The organism is Paenisporosarcina sp. TG20 (assembly GCF_000286315.1).
Classification (GTDB): Bacteria; Bacillota; Bacilli; order Bacillales_A; family Planococcaceae; genus Paenisporosarcina.
This window is the reverse complement of record NZ_ALJG01000281.1, coordinates 1-16,576: the sequence shown is the minus strand read 5'-3', so window position 1 is coordinate 16,576 and position 16,576 is coordinate 1. Positions and strand designations below refer to the sequence as shown.

Annotated in this window: 23 protein-coding genes; 22 read left to right on the top strand and 1 reads right to left on the bottom strand. The window is 34.3% G+C overall.

Features of this window, described 5'->3' with window-relative positions:
* Positions 1-413 precede the first annotated feature (413 nt).
* The 6 genes from B371_RS0108990 (at position 414) to B371_RS0108965 (ending at position 4,359) form a co-directional block, all read left to right on the top strand.
* Positions 414-764 (top strand): DUF1801 domain-containing protein, encoded by a 351-nt coding sequence (locus B371_RS0108990; RefSeq protein ID WP_019413979.1) that lies wholly within the window; start codon positions 414-416, stop codon positions 762-764.
* Between the two features lie 44 nt (positions 765-808).
* Complete coding sequence (locus B371_RS0108985; protein ID WP_019413978.1) at positions 809-1,366, top strand: GNAT family N-acetyltransferase; 558 nt, start codon at positions 809-811, stop codon at positions 1,364-1,366.
* Between the two features lie 743 nt (positions 1,367-2,109).
* Positions 2,110-2,517 (top strand): DUF5412 domain-containing protein, encoded by a 408-nt coding sequence (locus B371_RS0108980; RefSeq protein ID WP_019413977.1) that lies wholly within the window; start codon positions 2,110-2,112, stop codon positions 2,515-2,517.
* 62 nt (positions 2,518-2,579) lie between these two features.
* Entirely contained in the window at positions 2,580-3,113 is a 534-nt protein-coding gene (locus tag B371_RS0108975; RefSeq protein ID WP_019413976.1) for a GNAT family N-acetyltransferase, read from the top strand.
* Positions 3,114-3,237: 124 nt separating this feature from the next.
* On the top strand, positions 3,238-3,885 hold the full coding sequence (locus tag B371_RS0108970) for a Type 1 glutamine amidotransferase-like domain-containing protein (RefSeq protein ID WP_019413975.1): 648 nt from the start codon (positions 3,238-3,240) through the stop codon (positions 3,883-3,885).
* A gap of 219 nt (positions 3,886-4,104) precedes the next feature.
* A complete protein-coding gene (locus B371_RS0108965) occupies positions 4,105-4,359 on the top strand; it encodes a hypothetical protein (RefSeq protein ID WP_019413974.1) in 255 nt (84 codons plus the stop codon).
* A 736-nt stretch (positions 4,360-5,095) separates the two neighbouring features.
* Here the strand turns inward: B371_RS0108965 and B371_RS0108960 are convergent.
* A complete protein-coding gene (locus tag B371_RS0108960; protein ID WP_192811901.1) occupies positions 5,096-5,419 on the bottom strand; it encodes a CBO0543 family protein in 324 nt (107 codons plus the stop codon).
* Positions 5,420-5,841: 422 nt separating this feature from the next.
* On the opposite strand from B371_RS0108960, the gene B371_RS0108950 reads away from it, so the two are divergent.
* The 16 genes from B371_RS0108950 to B371_RS0108875 all read left to right on the top strand — a co-directional run bounded on the left by B371_RS0108950 (position 5,842) and on the right by B371_RS0108875 (position 16,310).
* A complete protein-coding gene (locus B371_RS0108950) occupies positions 5,842-6,420 on the top strand; it encodes a redoxin domain-containing protein (protein ID WP_019413971.1) in 579 nt (192 codons plus the stop codon).
* Positions 6,421-6,913: 493 nt separating this feature from the next.
* Positions 6,914-7,108 carry a hypothetical protein gene (locus B371_RS0108945; RefSeq protein ID WP_019413970.1) on the top strand — a complete coding sequence of 65 codons (195 nt, stop codon included), beginning with the start codon at positions 6,914-6,916 and terminating at the stop codon, positions 7,106-7,108.
* Positions 7,109-7,292: 184 nt separating this feature from the next.
* Positions 7,293-7,457, top strand: a complete 165-nt coding sequence (locus tag B371_RS24060; protein ID WP_237721524.1) for a hypothetical protein — start codon at positions 7,293-7,295, stop codon at positions 7,455-7,457.
* 16 nt (positions 7,458-7,473) lie between these two features.
* Positions 7,474-7,653, top strand: a complete 180-nt coding sequence (locus B371_RS24055) for a hypothetical protein (protein WP_026023011.1) — start codon at positions 7,474-7,476, stop codon at positions 7,651-7,653.
* Between the two features lie 333 nt (positions 7,654-7,986).
* A complete protein-coding gene (locus tag B371_RS0108930; protein ID WP_019413969.1) occupies positions 7,987-8,772 on the top strand; it encodes a PhzF family phenazine biosynthesis protein in 786 nt (261 codons plus the stop codon).
* A gap of 164 nt (positions 8,773-8,936) precedes the next feature.
* Complete coding sequence (locus B371_RS0108925) at positions 8,937-9,539, top strand: uridine kinase (protein ID WP_019413968.1); 603 nt, start codon at positions 8,937-8,939, stop codon at positions 9,537-9,539.
* Between the two features lie 104 nt (positions 9,540-9,643).
* The gene (locus tag B371_RS0108920; protein ID WP_019413967.1) at positions 9,644-10,342 is read left to right on the top strand and encodes an alpha/beta hydrolase; all 699 of its coding nucleotides are present in this window, start codon (positions 9,644-9,646) and stop codon (positions 10,340-10,342) included.
* Between the two features lie 20 nt (positions 10,343-10,362).
* Positions 10,363-10,578, top strand: a complete 216-nt coding sequence (locus B371_RS0108915) for a hypothetical protein (RefSeq protein WP_019413966.1) — start codon at positions 10,363-10,365, stop codon at positions 10,576-10,578.
* Between the two features lie 209 nt (positions 10,579-10,787).
* On the top strand, positions 10,788-11,489 hold the full coding sequence (locus B371_RS0108910) for an ankyrin repeat domain-containing protein (protein WP_019413965.1): 702 nt from the start codon (positions 10,788-10,790) through the stop codon (positions 11,487-11,489).
* Positions 11,490-11,834: 345 nt separating this feature from the next.
* Entirely contained in the window at positions 11,835-12,014 is a 180-nt protein-coding gene (locus B371_RS0108905) for a hypothetical protein (RefSeq protein WP_019413964.1), read from the top strand.
* Positions 12,015-12,152: 138 nt separating this feature from the next.
* A complete protein-coding gene (locus tag B371_RS0108900; RefSeq protein ID WP_019413963.1) occupies positions 12,153-12,728 on the top strand; it encodes a histidine phosphatase family protein in 576 nt (191 codons plus the stop codon).
* Positions 12,729-12,917: 189 nt separating this feature from the next.
* Complete coding sequence (locus B371_RS0108895) at positions 12,918-13,475, top strand: ATP-binding protein (protein WP_019413962.1); 558 nt, start codon at positions 12,918-12,920, stop codon at positions 13,473-13,475.
* A gap of 97 nt (positions 13,476-13,572) precedes the next feature.
* Complete coding sequence (locus B371_RS0108890; RefSeq protein WP_019413961.1) at positions 13,573-13,980, top strand: hypothetical protein; 408 nt, start codon at positions 13,573-13,575, stop codon at positions 13,978-13,980.
* A gap of 160 nt (positions 13,981-14,140) precedes the next feature.
* Positions 14,141-14,689 carry a 2'-5' RNA ligase family protein gene (locus B371_RS0108885; RefSeq protein ID WP_019413960.1) on the top strand — a complete coding sequence of 183 codons (549 nt, stop codon included), beginning with the start codon at positions 14,141-14,143 and terminating at the stop codon, positions 14,687-14,689.
* Positions 14,690-14,766: 77 nt separating this feature from the next.
* Entirely contained in the window at positions 14,767-15,198 is a 432-nt protein-coding gene (locus tag B371_RS0108880) for a GNAT family N-acetyltransferase (RefSeq protein WP_019413959.1), read from the top strand.
* Positions 15,199-15,335: 137 nt separating this feature from the next.
* Positions 15,336-16,310: a nucleotidyltransferase domain-containing protein gene (locus B371_RS0108875; protein WP_019413958.1), complete on the top strand. Its 975-nt coding sequence runs from the start codon at positions 15,336-15,338 to the stop codon at positions 16,308-16,310.
* Positions 16,311-16,576 lie beyond the last annotated feature (266 nt).

Sequence of the window (16,576 nt, the reverse complement as noted above, 5' to 3'; positions counted from 1 at the left end):
CTGGAGTCGCCGCCTTTCACTGCAATCATTCACCTGGTTCGAAAGAAGAGAAATTAGCTTTAGTTAAAGAATAATACACATTAACCACAATCAACTAACGAAGCGCTTAGTTAAAATCCACTTAAGTAGAATCATTAGTGAGGAATCAAATTAACATGTTTGAACATGCACTGCGATCCGCTGAGTACCCATACTATGAAGAACTTAGTTAAAGTTTAATTAGAAAATCGTTCATTAGCAAAATAGTGTTTAGTTGATGATCCTGCTATTCCAGGTAACAGGTACGCTGGATTGCAAACACCATATCCTACAGTTTCATTTTCCTATAGTGTTTTATGTTAAAATATGTATGATACTGAAAAGGTTTATACTTAAATAATGGATAATCAAGACTTCAAAAGGAGTGTAGATAAATGGAGACTAGTAATAGCCAAAAAGTTGATCAATTCATTGAAACATTCCCAGAGAACATTCAAGAAATCACAACATCTTTGCGTAGCCTTCTATTTGAAACATCCGAACACCTTATGGAGGATATCAAGTGGGGTATGCCATCATATCAGGCGCAAAGTGGAAATGTATGTTATCTTCAACCTTCCAAAAAACATGTTAATTTAGGATTTTATTTTGGGGCCAGCCTTAAAGATAAAGAAAATCTTCTTGAAGGAACAGGCAAACAAATGCGTCATATTCGAATCAAAAAATTAGAAGAAATTCAACCAGAAAAATTTAAAGTGTTAATTCAAGAAGCTATTGAATTGTAGAGTGGATAAATTACCTCCAACACAAATGAAAGGAGCGTTTTACTATGTCGGGTATTGTAAAAGTCTTAGAAGATGAAAAAATTTACTTACGACCTTTAGAGCTACAGGATGCGGATATTCTTTATCAAAAAATTAATAGCGATACTGAAATGCGAAGGCTCACTGGGACTCAGAGGACATTTACAAAAGTGGAGATTGAACAATCTTTTCAACATTTTGCTCAAGATAAATCAAGAGTCGGGTTCGGAATCATTCGAAAAGAAGATGATCAATTAGTAGGAGACGTAGCATTAAACGAGATGCATGATACAAGCAATCGAGATGCGAATTTCCGAATAGCAATTTTCGATTCATATGTAGGACAGGGTTATGGGACACCAGCCATAAAACTAATGTTAGACTACGGTTTTGGAATATTAAACCTACATAGAATTGAATTAGATGTTCACTCGATTAATGATCGGGCCATTCATGTTTATGAAAAAATAGGCTTCAAAAGGGAAGGAATCAAAAGAGAGAATGTGTATTATAATCATAAATATCATAATTCAGTAGTTATGAGTATACTCCAGCACGAATATCAGGAGCTATATCAAAAATAGCCATAATACAAACAGCAGCAACTTTGAGAATTCAATTAAACATCGAAATTCATCCACAGGATCACTATGTTTTAATAGTCAAAACACAAAACATAATTAGGCAGCCCCACGCATTCGCGAAGGGCTGCGTTTTTTGTGAAAGAAATCGTGTGGAAATTAGGAGGTAATTGGTTAGTTGCAACCAAATCGAGAAAGTTGCAACCAAATCAAAAAACTTGCAACGAAATCGAGATAGTTGCAACCAATATACAAAAGTTGCAACGAAGTAGCATTAAGTCTGTTTCCAAACACACGATAGTGTGTGCTGACTGATATTATCCTATTTTGAGATTTTGCGACCATTCCCAATCTCACAATGAAACTACTATTTGACACAGAAAACACATGATCACTGTGATGGAAAAGTAAAACACAAACCATAATTAGCTAGGCAGCCCCACGCATTCGCGAAGGGCTGCGTTTTTTGTGAAAGAAATCATGTGGAAATTAGGAGATAATTGGTTAGTTGCAACCAAATGATGAAAGTTGCAACCAAATCAAAAAAGTTGCAACGAAATTGAGAAAGTTGCAACCAAATCGAGAAAGTTGCAACCAATACACAAAAGCAGTAACGATAAACCATTAATTCTGTTTCCGATCATTCGATAGTTAGTTAGTTGATCGTTAATCAGTAAATTCCACATAAAAAATTGGAGTTTTATGTTAAAATCGTCATAGAGAGTGGCTTTAATCGGAGGACTAATATGATGGATATTAACGCTGATATCAAGGTTGAGAAGAAAAAAATTTATAAAAAAGTATTAAGGGTGTTCCTTATTGGAGGTCTGCTGTTGCTAGGACTCCTTGGGTATGGCGTGTATTGGGCGTTTTTCGATATGAATAGACTGCCAACTGGAGAATTTCTTACGGAAGAAACTTCACCTGATGGAACTTACACGTTAAAAGCATATGACACGAATGGTGGAGCCACAACTGCTTATGCAGTACGAGGTGAACTGGTATTTAATGAAAAAAGTAATAAGAGGAAAAATATTTATTGGAATTATCGTCAGGAAACTGCGGATATTTCCTGGACTGACAATGATACTGTAATCATTAATGGACATACACTTGATGTACCCAATGATAAATTCGATTGGCGGAATAACTAGACAATGAGTATTTAAACTCATGAACTTAGAAACAGAATAATAGATAAAATGAGGGATATATTGTGTTGTTTCAAAATGGGCATTTAAAAGTTCGGAAATTAGAAGAAAAGGATAATATCCTATTAGTCAAATGGCTTTCTGATCCATCTGTCCTTGAGTTTTATGAAGGAAGGGACAATCCTTTTGATTTAGATAAAGTGAATAAAGCATTTTATTCCTCAGAAGATGTTGATGAAGTCAAATGTATTATAGAGTTTGAAGAAAATGAAATAGGATATATCCAATTTTATCAATTAGATGATGAGACGAAAAAAGAGTATGGATATTTAAATGAAAAGGTTTATGGCACTGACCAATTCATAGGTGAAGTAGAGTATTGGGATAAAGGAATTGGAACGTTACTTGTTAAATCCATGGTTAATTATTTAATCGAGCAAAAAAAAGCAGATCGAGTAGTTATGGATCCTCAATCTAGAAATGTAAGAGCGATAAAATGTTATGAAAAGTGTGGATTTAAAAAAGTTCGACTTCTTCCTAAACGTGAACTTCACGAAGGAGAATACCAAGATTGTTGGCTGCTTGAATATATAAAATGACTGGTAGTCTTTAAACGTTGCTCATTACAAATGCATAATAATAAATAATATACATTCTGGACTTGAGAGATAGTCTATTAAATTTGATCTAATAGAGTACACAGTCCTAATGGGAGTTGAAATGATGAAAAATAAACATCTATTCTTGTTTGGGGGAAGTCCACCTTTTGGAAAACACCTTGGCAGAAAGTTTGCGGATTTTTGCTGCAACAATAAAGGGAAGGTAGCGGTTTTATTTCTTGAAAGAGATGGTTGGAAAGAGTATATGAAAAAATATACTTCTGTATTAGAGACCAATGGATTAGTGAAATTTGTTTATCTTCCACTTTCTCCAATTCCTTCAAAAAGTACCATTGAGGAATTAGTTTCTTGTACAGGAATAGTTATTGGCGGTGGTAAAACAGAGCTTTATCGTGACTATATTGTTGACACAGATATCGGTAAGCATATTAAAGAAATGTATGAACAGGGTGTTCCAGTAGCAGGATTTTCAGCAGGTGCATTAATTAGTCCAAGAAACTGTGTAATCCCACCAATCGATACGCCTAAAAATAAACACTTATTTCTTAATGGATTAGGACTTATTAGTAATTGTGTTATAAGCGTTCATTTTACTAAATGGAAAGAAGAAAGTAATTTAAAATCAGCTTTATCTAAAACTAAAGTATCAGTGGGATATGGAATAGATGACGATGTTGGTTTGTATTTTTTAAATGAATCCTTTTCAGAAAAGGAAGGAACAGGATTGGTTACGATTAACCTAGAAATATAATACCGTTACGGAAGTCGAAGTGATCAACCCGATACCGAGCCTCGTATGGTTCTACATCTGTCATAATATCTTGATGTATAAGTACATATTCCCGTTACATGGATGGGTAGCGGACGCATGTTTATTTAGTAAATAAGCCTTCCTCATTATGTGAATAAGCATTTTCGACAAAAAAATTAATACAATAGGTATAAGAGTGAAATTAAAGGGAGGGAGTAAATGGATTTCTATTGGGCTGGTTTTATGTTTTGGTTATTGATTGGAGTCTCAGCAATATTATTTATATCAGGTATACGCAAACAGTCTTGGAAAGCATTATTAAGTAGTGGAATTGCCCTAGTACTACCATCACTGTACTTCTTAGGTGCAGAAAATTGGTTTCGGATACTTGCATTTCTGCCATTATTAGCTTTTTTCTTTGCATATCGAACTAGAAAAAGACAGAAAGAAACGAACCTAATGACTTTCAGGTAAGGTGGGAATTATTAGAGAACTCATCTTGGCACAATCGTATAAGAATGATGAGGGGTAAAGCATTGACTTTATCTCTCTTTTTGTCGTGACATTGAATTAGGATCTTTCTTTAATAAATATTTATCCATACCTATTACCATTTAATTGGTATATTTTGTGTTAATATTAGAATAAATCTTATGAACTGCTAATTAAAACAAATTACTAGGTCCGGGGTGATGATAAAAATGACCGATATTTTCGAAAGTACATAAACAAAAGTAATTATTCAGATCCAAAAAATCAAACTATTTATAAGATACCGTTAGCTTGTTTTTTATTTATTGGATATTTAATATGGTTGATATTGCTTTTTATCCCGGAAGAAAAGTTTTGTAGGATTTCCAGAAGGCTGCTCCTTTCATTTCAGGGATTAGAGTAAAGGTGTATGTAATATTTGGCGTATAGAATCAGTTCTAAGGATGTGTGCAAAGTACCTCATTTAGAATTGTTACGCTGAACCTTATCATAAGTAGTAGGATCTAAAAGGAACAAGCCAAAATATCAAGTTTCACTTAGGAAACTTGCGTATTTCGGCTTGTTTAAACTGTTATCATCAATTTTTTTTAGATTTTCTTTTCTCGAGTCTAACTAAATAGAGCGCCATGGATATATAGGTTGAAAGCAGTAGTAACAAAAAGACTGGTGTGGACAAAACATTTTGGACCAACATAAAGAATCTCACCTCTAGAATCGATTATTCAATAAGCGGAACTGGGAACAAGATATAGAAAATTACTGCTGCTGGTAAAAGAAGAATAATTGCCAAAGCAGGTCTTCTATAATGGATGAGTAAAAACATAAACAATGAGCCATTTAACCAAATATTATGCCAGCTATTCCATCCTTCTCCGTATACATACATTCCTTTATGAGCAAATAACGCCTCAATAATGGTATAAAAAATCACCCAAACTGCTATATAGGTAATTTTTGCATTTCGAGCTGTAGGCATTCGCTGGAAAAAAATAATTAGGGTCACCGGACATATAAAAAACGTGAAAAATAAATTTATCGTCATATGGTTTAACCATTCTGCAGTGATTCCCTGAAAAGCCCAAAGTAATTGATCATGCTAAATAGTGTTATACGTCATGTTTATGGCAATGAAAAATAAAATCGTAGGATATTGCTCTTTGACACGTGACCAATCAATAAATTTATAAGCAAATAAAGTCCGAGTAACTAACACTAATAATAAATACATACGCCACCTCTTGATATTAATAGAACCTTTATCAAGTATTATCCCCAAAATTAACCATTCTTATGCAATAAACATTTGCTGTATTTATACTTGCTTGAGAGATTAATTGTTATCCTTCTAAATAAGCACACATAATGGAGACAAAGCCACATAAGTGGTCAGTAAAGTGAGCAAGCTATACACATCTAGTGAGGAAGTAATTAAAAATAAGAACAGTACTAATCGGAGGAGTAATTTTGACTAAAAAAAATTTAGGCTTGATTTTCACTGGTTTAATCATTGGTACACTGCTTTTTTTAACTGTGAAATCAAATGTTGAGAAGATGGAACCTAACGAAAGTTTTGCAACTGTAACCACGATAGATACTTCTTTTAAAGAAGAATCAGGGCTTAAAAAAGGGGATATAGCACCTGACTTTGAACTTTCTACGCTTAATGGAGATATGGTAAAGTTATCGAATTATAGAGGCAGAAAAGTAATTCTTAATTTTTGGGCAACATGGTGTGCTCCGTGCAAGACTGAAATGCCACATATGGAAAATTATTATAAGAAAAATAAAGATTCGGCAAACGTCGAAATTATTGCTATTAATATGACGACAGCTGATAGACCTGGAATAGTGAAAAAATTCGTTGACTCCTACGGTTTAACATTCCCTATTCCACTTGATGTAGAAGGGAAAGCAATGGATGCATACCAGATTATCCCACTTCCAACGACGTATATGATTAATACGGATGGGACCATTGCCCATCTGATTAGAGGGCCAGTAGATGAAAAATTATTGAAAGAATTGGTTAAAACCCTTGAATAAGTGAGTCCAATTCTACTACAGCTGAATATGTGATATATGCTCAGTAGGTAAAGTTAGTGTCAATTCTCTAGTTCACCAAATCCAAAACACTTTGTATGTTTCGGTTGTGGGGGATCGAAGGATGCATACCTGCGATAAGACCTTTAAAAGAACTCGAGGATTGACACAGTCGCGTCAATCCTCGGTTTCATTCACTAGGTTATGATACAGCAGGATTTGCAATCCGAAGTGACCCGTAAACCCAGGGGATATAATCTTACTGATGCATCCACCGAGAACCTGATCCACAATTTGAAGAGCAATTGTGTCTCAAGTTCAGATCTATCGTCCCAGGGACACTCACAATTTGAGGAGCAATTATGTTTGTCCCTGGGATGATATTCTTATATGGGCAATAAGAAAGTTAGCGTCCTTGAAATGGAGTGTATATTTTGGGTGTGGAATAAAGTGCTGTGATAAACTTAAATAAAGAGTAAAAAAGGCGGTGAACCATTTGTTAGAAGATAGCGGATATTCAAAGGAAAGAAAATTTTATTGGATTGATAAATGGGTGAAAATGACGGGCGAACGAGCTAAAATAGATGCCAAAGCAAATAACACTTATATCATCTACAATACTGAAAATGGTTGGGTTAAAGAATATCCAAATGGAAGCATTGTTCCGTTTGAAAAAGAACATAATGGATAAGACATATGACTAAGGTTCAGAATCCTTTAATGTATGTCTTTGCAGTAACGGCAGTGGGAAAAGTACCTTCCGAAGTCTGATAATCGATAAGTTGGGAATTTAAATTAATATTGATCCTGATGCCATTGCACGAAGATTAGATCCTTGCAATCCAGAATTAAAGAGATTAGCAGCTGGTAAATTAGTGATCAAGACAGTACGGGAGTGTATTAAAGAGGAAAAAAGCTTTTCCATTGAAACTACACTGGCTGGTAAAAATGCCATTAACCAAATGAAACAGGCTAAAGAAAATGGCTATGAAATTATTATGTTTTTTCTTGGCTTGAAAGAAGTAAATAAAAAATATTGAGAGGGTTGCTTTACGTGTGAAAAATGGAGGTCATCATATTCCAACTGAAGACATTTTAAGAAGACACACGAAATCTCGTGATAATCTACTTCAAACTTTAGATGGTGAACTTATCTTAGAAACGTCTCAAGGAAACATTGCATTTCAATCAAATCATATTCCTCAGTGGGTAACACCCATAATAGAAAAACTTTAATAATAATTAGAATTATCAGATATATCTTCCCTGGTACGATATTCTTTAGAGACCTCCTTTTGGTACAATCGAATAAGAATGATGAGGGATGAAGCATACTTTATCCTTTTTTTCCGTGATGGAATTGAATCATGATCTTTTCTACACCCCCGATAGGAATACATAAAAAACAGTATTATAACTCTTTTCATAATATATTCCTCTGGGCAACGGTTACCATTCTTACCTCTTTTTGTGAAATAAGATTATCATACACCTTAGTAGTACTAAGTAAATCTAGTTATAATAGAGACATGTTTAAAATTAAAAAGAAGACCAAACGGAGGAGTCAAAATGAAATTATCAAGCTTTAATACGTTTACAGAAAAAGCTTTTAAAGGAAATCCGGCCGCTGTATGTCTGTTAAGTGAAGAAAAGGATGTTGATTGGATGCAGAATGTTGCAAAAGAGGTGAATTTACCGGCGACTGCTTTTATTTATCACAATAAAAATGATTACCATTTACGCTGGTTTTCTCCTTCTATAGAAATGCCTATTTGTGGACACGGAACATTAGCAAGTTCATTTTTTTTATGGGAAAACGGATACGTGGAAAAAGACAAAACGATTAGCTTTAATACAAAAAGTGGTATTCTCAAATCCCGATTTGTAGATGAATGGGTTCAATTAGAGTTTCCATCGATTCTTGAAGAGAAGTCGATTGCTCCTGATTTATTAATTGAGGCTTTAGGTGTTGAGCCCATATATGTTGGGAAAAACCAATTAGATTACTTGGTGGAAGTAAAATCTGAAGCTATTGTAAGGGATTTGAAACCTCGGATAGACCTAATTGCACAATTACCAGCTAGGGGAGTTATTGTCACTAGTCAATCGAATTCAAGTGAATATGATTTTGTTTCACGATTCTTTTCACCAGCACAAGGCCTAAATGAGGATTACGTGACTGGTTCTGCACATTGTTGCCTAGGTCCATACTGGAAAGAAAAATTACAACAAAGTGAGTTTACTGCTTACCAAGCTTCCAATAGAGGCGGTATTTTAAGAGTTAAAGTTGTTGGCGATAAAGTTTTACTATCTGGAAAAGTAGTTACAGTATTTGAAGGGAATTTGACTGTTTAATACTAATAAACCTAATTCCGCTATCATGAAATCGCGTCCTTATTACTCTTTCGTAAAAATTGATTTAAATTATGTTACCTCAATTTTTTCGTTGAAGGAAAAAGATTTATCTTTATTTTTGACCAGCCGGAAAAGGTTTGTATTAAGATCGGAGGAATAAAGGTATGGATGAACAAAAAGTGACACTTAATGAATTTGAACATTTAGTAGAGTCTATTAGAAAAAATGAACGTAAACAATCAACATTATTAATTGGTATTGATGGTTGTGGAGGTTCAGGTAAAAGTACAATTGCCCAAAAATTAAAAGAGCAATTCTCTCATGTGGATATTGTTCATATGGATGATTTTTATCTGCCATCTTCTCAAATTAGTAATGATCACCCAAGCCAAAAACCAATCGGTGCAGACTATGATTGGCCACGTGTATTGAAGCAAGTATTAGAACCTTTAATGAATGCACAAGAAGCAAGTTATCAGCGTTATGATTGGGATAATGACAAGTTAGAAGAATGGCATACAATTCCTTGTGGCAGCATTGTAATAATAGAAGGCGTGTATGCGACCCGCAAAGAATTAGCAAATTACTACGATTTTAAGATTTGGATGGAGTGTCCAAGAGAAACAAGACTTTCTAGAGGACTGGAAAGAGACGGCGAAAATGCCCGTGACATGTGGGTAAAGAATTGGATGGTATCTGAAGACATTTATATGGAAGCATGTAAACCACGTGAAAGAGCGGATTTCGTCGTTGATGGAACTAGGTAATTCTTAAACTCTATAAATTAAATAGTGTTTCCCCACACAGACATGCAGGCTTTAAGTTATTAAAGCTTTCCAATTCAGAAACAGTTTCGAAAGGAAGAATAGTCTTGATAGAGATCTTTCCAGTATATATAACTGCATTCAAACAAGAAAGATTGATTAGGGTATATCTTCCTAAAAATTATCATAAGGAAAATAAGAGTTACCCCGTGTTGTATATGCATGACGGACAAAATGTTTTTCAGGACAATGATGCAATTGGTGGCACATCTTTGGAACTTGAAAGCTACTTAGATGAAAATGAATTAGAAGTTATCGTTGTCGGGATTGACCAAAATAGCGAAAAACGATTAAATGAATATTGTCCTTGGTTTAATGGGGAATATAGCAAGAAAATTTTAGGCTCGGCTAGTTTATCAGGTGGTAAAGGGATCCAGTATGTAGATTTTATCGTGAATGAACTAAAGCCATCAATAGACAATACTTATCGGACGATAAAAGAGAAAATTGAAAAGTTAATACAGGATTCGGATTTATCATTAATTGAAAGTTTCTACTTAGACTGTGGAACTAAGGAAGCGGGGGATAATGAAATAATAAATAAGGAATTTTTTGATTCAAATAAAGCGGTTTATGAACTCTTGAAAAAGAAGATACCCAATGCAAAGTTTGAAATGATTAACGATACGGAACATAGCTATTTGAACTTTAGAGAAAGAGTCCCTAAAATAATTTCTTTTCTAAAAAATAGAGGATTTATTTCCATTTATTACGCAAAAGGGAGTATGTTCATTAAATTAAATTAAAATTTGATGAGGTGAGTTAATTGGGATTTAGTATTTGGCAAGATGACGATTACTACAAATTAAAGCTATTAACAGACAAGTTACTAGAAAAAGTAAATCAAAAACTTAAAATCACATTACCAGAATCCTACTTAGAAATTCTCAAAGATACGCGGATATGTTTTTCGGGAAATGAATTAATCAATTCAAGTTTATCGAATACGGTTTCTAGGTTACTTTGGACTGCAGCACTATAAACTAAAAATTAAGACGTGACCTGGAAATTAAATTTGATACAGCTTGGAATATCCTTTTCAACTGATGCTTAAATCATTTGTACTTTCTTAAAAGGACCGAACGTCACTTTGCCCGGTTTTTCATAAAAAATAAGACAGTATAAAATTTCTTTACAATGAGATTGGCCGAGAGCAAGCACAATAATAAATCATAATAGGACGTGTATTTTATGTGGAAGTGGTTTGTAATTAGTATCATTGGATGCATTCTCTTACTTCAAGGGTGCGTTTCAAATGACAAAAGAGTACCTGAAAAACAGGAAAAGGAGGCGAAAATAGTGAACGAAAAACTAATTCAAGCAGCGGAGCGTAAAGAGACTGACACCATACGCAGATTAATAAAAGAAGATGTTAATATCAATGTACAGGATTCAAAGGGACAAACTGCCACCATGATCGCAACATATAACAATGATATCGAAACCGCAAAAGTTTTGATTGAAGCGGGTGCGGACGTCAACATCCAGGATGACATGCAAAATAATCCCTTCTTATATTCGGGGGCGGAAGGATACTTTGATATCCTTAAACTTACGATAGATGCAGGTGCTGACCCCACAATTACTAATAGATATGGAGGCACAGCTTTGATCCCAGCTTCTGAACACGGATATGTGAATGTGGTCAAAGAACTTCTTACCCATACTGATATTGATGTTAATCATGTCAATAACCTTGGTTGGACGGCCTTATTGGAAGCCATTATTTTGAATGATGGAAACGAAAAACAGCAGCAAACAGTACAATTACTGGTGGAGTTTGGAGCAGATGTAAATATTTCAGATAAAAATGATGTGACTCCATTACAACATGCACGAAAAAAAGGCTACAAAGAAATTGAGGGAATTTTGATGAAAGCAGGGGCGAGATAACCAGATCAGGGATCCATTGGCCCTAAATTCAGTCAACTCCGTAATATAGTGTGAAATTCTATACAGTGCGTTGTTTTAGAAGATTTTGTAAGACTGTCTAATAAATCAGCAGCATGCACGTTCGGTTATTTACAAAAATCTAATATTTTTGTATCAATTTTAATGTTCAATAATTCCGAAGAACGTGAAGAAGGTGAAATCGTTACTGCTATGTATCAATATGAGGATGAAAAAGAAAATGTTCTGAATTTAGAGTATTACAAATTATATTTAGATAAGTGTTAAAGGTACGTTTTTAGGGTATACTGAGTATAATATATAAAAAGATTTTGGAGGGGATTGTAAATGGCAGGACTTTTAGCAAAAACATATCAACGTTCTAAAACACAAGGTATCGTTTTGAAAGATAAAGGGCCAAAAATTTCAGAACTTCCACCTAAGTTTATTGCAAAATACGAGAAACAACAAGAACAGCTTAGAGATTATTATAGAGCCAATCCTCAAAAAATTAAAGAATTAAATTAATCAAAGGTTGCCGATCACTCGGTAACCTTTTTTGTTTAGAAAAAATTGGTTATAATACAATTGGGAGTGGCTTTAAACAGGTACTATTCTTTGAACAAGTGATACCGTTTCCCTTAATATTTCACTGGAGGAGATAGAATGGAGTTGTTTTTTGTTAGACACGGTCAAGGTGAACATACCCTAGATTTACCTCAAAGTTTAGATACATCTGATCCAGCATTAACTAAAAATGGGATACTCCAAGCAGAGGAACTTAGAGAACAATTACCATTAACAGAAGATGACATAGTCGTTATTAGCCCCATAAGAAGAGCGTTGCAAACAGCTTTAATTTGGAGTGACGATGTAAATTGCAAGAAAATAGTAACCCCGTTGGTATCTCCAAGGATGTTTCCTCAAAAACCGAATTCTAAGACCCTTCCTTGTGATGTGCTATTAACAAAGGAAAGCATTAAAAAAGATTTTCCAAGTTTTTTTATTGATACAAACTCATCAAATCAATTGTGGTCAAAAGGCTTAAATACATTAAATGACTTTGAGTTTAATGCTCTAGCGGAAGATTTCCTTGAATGGTACAAAAAACAAGACACTAAGAGAATATATATTGTTTCACATGATGGAACAATTACTGCATACAGACAATTTATTTCTGGTCTAAAATTATCACGAGAAGATTTTCTTAAAGAAACCGGGTGGATTAAAATAGATTTATAATCTTTTACTACTATAAGCTATTAACTCTTTAGCAATACAAAGATACTGTCAGACACGTTAGAAGGGAAAATTGGTAGATATATATATAATATACGTAATTTTTATCCCTATCCAATAGGTAAATAAAACACGTGATGATGCTAATCAACAAAAAATTAAACCAAAATTTTAGACGTAGGAGTCGCATACATGAATAGATTCGTAATTATGACAGTGGGTAAAACTCATAGTGGTAAAACTACATTCGCAAAATCATTAGAAAAAGAGATACCCAACTCAGTTGTGATTGATCAAGATAACCACGCTGAATTTCTCAACACCTACTATCAAAGGTTAACACCAAAACAAGGACCTAATAATATCAAATACGCTCTTACACAAACGATTGTTGATTTTGCAGTAAATGAGACTAATTGCCACGTCATTCTGTGCAACTCAAATCGTAACCGAAAAGGTCGTTTAAAACTACTTGAACACTTTCATAACAAAGGATTTACTAGCATTTTAGTGACATTTGATATCCCGCAACATGTTCTTATGGAGCGGATTGCGAAAAGTCAACGTAGTACAGAGATATTACAAACCGTTTCAACTTTTAAGGAAGTGCTTACTCGGCAGCAGGATGAGACTAATAAAGGCGATGTAATAGAGCCTGAAGATGGTGAAGCGGACCATTTATTTGTAATCCAAAACGTGAATGAAGTTCACTCTGTCATTCAAAAAATTATTAGTAGTATTTCCAACTGATTGATGGGGGAGTTGTGTAAATTTGCTCATAGGACAGTCTTGAACATGTAACTCTTAATAATACTAAAACGTCTGATTATTAAAGGGGTGAAGTCTTTTGTCATTTAAAAGTGTGATAGTTATTCCATTTATATTAAGTATTCTTGTACCGGTTACTTCAGGCTGTTCGAACGTAAGCGCTGAGAAAGAAATTTTAACTGTATATACAACGGAACATCCTGATGCTAACGAAGCACTTAGGATTCAATCAGACGCAGATATATTTCAGTGGGAAGACCTTATTTATCAAACTGATATCGACTGGGTGGAGGAACTAGAATTAACTAAGAACATTCAAATCGGTGAGATTACGAAGAGTACAAAGAATCCAAATGATTTTACAAATGGCACTGCAAGTAAGTTGCCAATAGGAGCCATTATATTTTCAGTAAAAGGAGATAAAGGATTTCTAATAGTCGAATACAACCAAAAACAGAAAAAATATTTGGCATTGGTAGAGGGATGAGACTTTCTTAATGACTCAACTAGGGTAGTTAAACAATCAACCTAAAAACTCTTTTGGAGGGTACCGATTTGTTGAAAAGGAAATATGGTGACCGATCAGATTGGAAGAAAATAGTATAATCAACTGACTTGTTCGGGTTATGAAGTGGAGGTGGGTAAGTATGTATGGAGTAATAGCTATATTTGATGAAAAGACGGAGAAAGTGATTACAGAAATATGGCAAGAGTTAAGAGAAAAGGAAATATCCTTTTATGCATACGAAGTAGAAAATCGACGACCTCACATTACTTTGGCAAGTTATCACGATATTAACCAAACCAATTATATAAAACATATGGATAAAATTTATCATGATAGTCCGTCTATTAATATAACGTTTAATGCAATTGGCTCATTTCTGAATAGTGGTGCCTTGTTTTATTCACCTACTGTCACAAGGGAATTGATTGAACTCCATACTAATCATCATAAAAACTTTGAACGGTTTAATGATGATCCTAATTCAATGTATTTACCTGATAAGTGGATACCACACTGTACTTTAGCTAATAGGTTATCATCAGAAAAACTGCTAGCTGCTTTTAATTATTGTTCAAAGAGGAGCGGCACCATAAATGGAAAGATAACTGAAATAGCTATAATTGATGTGTCTCAACAAAATAAAGCACCAATTATTTATTCTAAGAAGTTAAAAGAGGTACATTATTGAAAGCGTGGAACAATGTAAATACATAGAGTTTATTGAAACAACGGCAGAGTTAAGAGTTACTGAAGGGAAATAAGAACATGTCAAAAGAACACATTGTTGAATTAACAACCATAGAACAATGGAACGAAGCTTTTCCAATTATGAATCAGCTGCGATCAGACTTGACGATAGATAGTTATCTTGAATTGCTCAGTCAAATGGAAGCAGAAGGATATCGGCTTTTCGCTTTATTTGTAGAAGATAAAATTGTAGCATTGGTTGGCTTAAGCATGAGAGTTAATTTTTACAACAAACGCCACGTTTTCATACACGACTTAGTGACAGATGTTGCTAAACGTTCTCATGGATATGGGGAGAAACTATTAAACTACATTCACGTTTGGGCAAAAGAAAATGGAGCTGCCTATGTAGCTTTAGAATCAGGAATGCAAAGAGTAGATGCTCACCGGTTCTATGAAGAGAAACTTCAATATGATAAATGGTGTTTTTCTTTTAGAAAGACATTGTAAAAGCTACTTAGGGGCCTGTGGAGGAGAAGAAATGAACATTGAAACATTACCATATTTCGAATTTAATAACATCTACCTCGAGAAGGTAAAGGCATCTTTCTTATTAAACTAAAGATCCAAACGAGGGAGAGTTTATATTGCAAAATAGAAGCAAGGAATTGATTCAAATTGCTACTAATTTTATTGGTGAGTCGAATTTTAACGTGGTTTATGCCTGTGTTGGTGGGTCTGTTGGTAGAGGCGATGCTGATACGTATAGTGACATTGATCTGACTGTATATAGTAACGATAATTTCCCTTCTAGCAAAATGGATATTTTAACTAGTGGTGAGATTATTCAATTGGAAATAGTACATATAAGTGATATACCAAATGAACAAGCAATTCTACATTCTCCTTGGGAATACAGGTTCATAATTGAGCAGGAAATTATTAAGGATACTAATGGATCTTATAGGGAGCTACAAGAAGCGGCAACTGCTTACTTTAACTCTACTAATGGCAAGAATAAGATAATTGATCAAGTATCTAAAATAGTTAGAGAAAGAATTAAGTTTGCCATCGAATCTATAGAGACAAAGAATTACCATTCAGCAAACTTTGCTGCGATGGGAGCCTGGTCAGAAGCTGGATTTTTGTACTTATTTATGAATCATAACACACTTTCAACAGGTAGCTTATTTCCCCAAATAGAAAAACTAATACAACATATACATGACTTTAAAAGTGTCGCCCCATTTTCTTTAACAGAAGATTTAACAAATGTTCCACAAATACTTCGTAACTTTAGGAAATATTTAAGGGAGCAGGGGCAAGCATATAGTGATTTATCCAAAGTTCACGATACGTTATGTGATAGGAAAATCCAACGACTTCTAACTAATAAGGACACCCTCAACCTGTTATGGCAAATGTATGGTGAAGCAGTAGGATTGTATTTTGAAACATCTAATGGAGTGCCAATAGAACAATATCTTCACGACTTACCTTTCTCCTTACAAAAAGGTTTATCCAAAATAGGATTTGTTCCTTTAAGTAATCATCAAATTACAGAACTATGTAGGTTAAGTGAGGAGCTTTTGTCGTTATCTTATAAACCGAACTTTGCTTAATACAAAAAATTATAGAAAGCCTAAAGAAACTACAATATCTTAAAAAATGGAAGAAAGGCCGAAATAGCATCTTCGGTCGCCATTTTCTATAAAGTCAGTATCAATTCTCTAGTCCACCAAATCCAAAACACTATATGCGTTTGGGTTGTAGGGGAGTGAAGGATGCATACCAGCCGTAAGATTGCCTATAAGAGAAACCGAGGATTGACGTGACACAGTCACGTCAATCCTCGGTTTCATTCACTAGGTTATGATACAGCAGATAT

What these genes read in the sequence shown, in the direction of transcription:
- B371_RS0108905 (WP_019413964.1), top strand. Translation starts at nt 11,835, where the DNA reads ATGGCAGGACTTTTAGCAAAAACATATCAACGTTCTAAAACACAAGGT.
- B371_RS0108985 (WP_019413978.1), top strand. Translation starts at nt 809, where the DNA reads ATGTCGGGTATTGTAAAAGTCTTAGAAGATGAAAAAATTTACTTACGA.
- B371_RS0108965 (WP_019413974.1), top strand. Translation starts at nt 4,105, where the DNA reads ATGGATTTCTATTGGGCTGGTTTTATGTTTTGGTTATTGATTGGAGTC.
- B371_RS0108970 (WP_019413975.1), top strand. Translation starts at nt 3,238, where the DNA reads ATGAAAAATAAACATCTATTCTTGTTTGGGGGAAGTCCACCTTTTGGA.
- B371_RS0108900 (WP_019413963.1), top strand. Translation starts at nt 12,153, where the DNA reads ATGGAGTTGTTTTTTGTTAGACACGGTCAAGGTGAACATACCCTAGAT.
- B371_RS0108990 (WP_019413979.1), top strand. Translation starts at nt 414, where the DNA reads ATGGAGACTAGTAATAGCCAAAAAGTTGATCAATTCATTGAAACATTC.
- B371_RS0108880 (WP_019413959.1), top strand. Translation starts at nt 14,767, where the DNA reads ATGTCAAAAGAACACATTGTTGAATTAACAACCATAGAACAATGGAAC.
- B371_RS0108930 (WP_019413969.1), top strand. Translation starts at nt 7,987, where the DNA reads ATGAAATTATCAAGCTTTAATACGTTTACAGAAAAAGCTTTTAAAGGA.
- B371_RS0108925 (WP_019413968.1), top strand. Translation starts at nt 8,937, where the DNA reads ATGGATGAACAAAAAGTGACACTTAATGAATTTGAACATTTAGTAGAG.
- B371_RS0108885 (WP_019413960.1), top strand. Translation starts at nt 14,141, where the DNA reads ATGTATGGAGTAATAGCTATATTTGATGAAAAGACGGAGAAAGTGATT.
- B371_RS0108980 (WP_019413977.1), top strand. Translation starts at nt 2,110, where the DNA reads ATGATGGATATTAACGCTGATATCAAGGTTGAGAAGAAAAAAATTTAT.
- B371_RS0108960 (WP_192811901.1), bottom strand. Translation starts at nt 5,419, where the DNA reads ATGACGATAAATTTATTTTTCACGTTTTTTATATGTCCGGTGACCCTA.
- B371_RS0108910 (WP_019413965.1), top strand. Translation starts at nt 10,788, where the DNA reads ATGTGGAAGTGGTTTGTAATTAGTATCATTGGATGCATTCTCTTACTT.
- B371_RS0108895 (WP_019413962.1), top strand. Translation starts at nt 12,918, where the DNA reads ATGAATAGATTCGTAATTATGACAGTGGGTAAAACTCATAGTGGTAAA.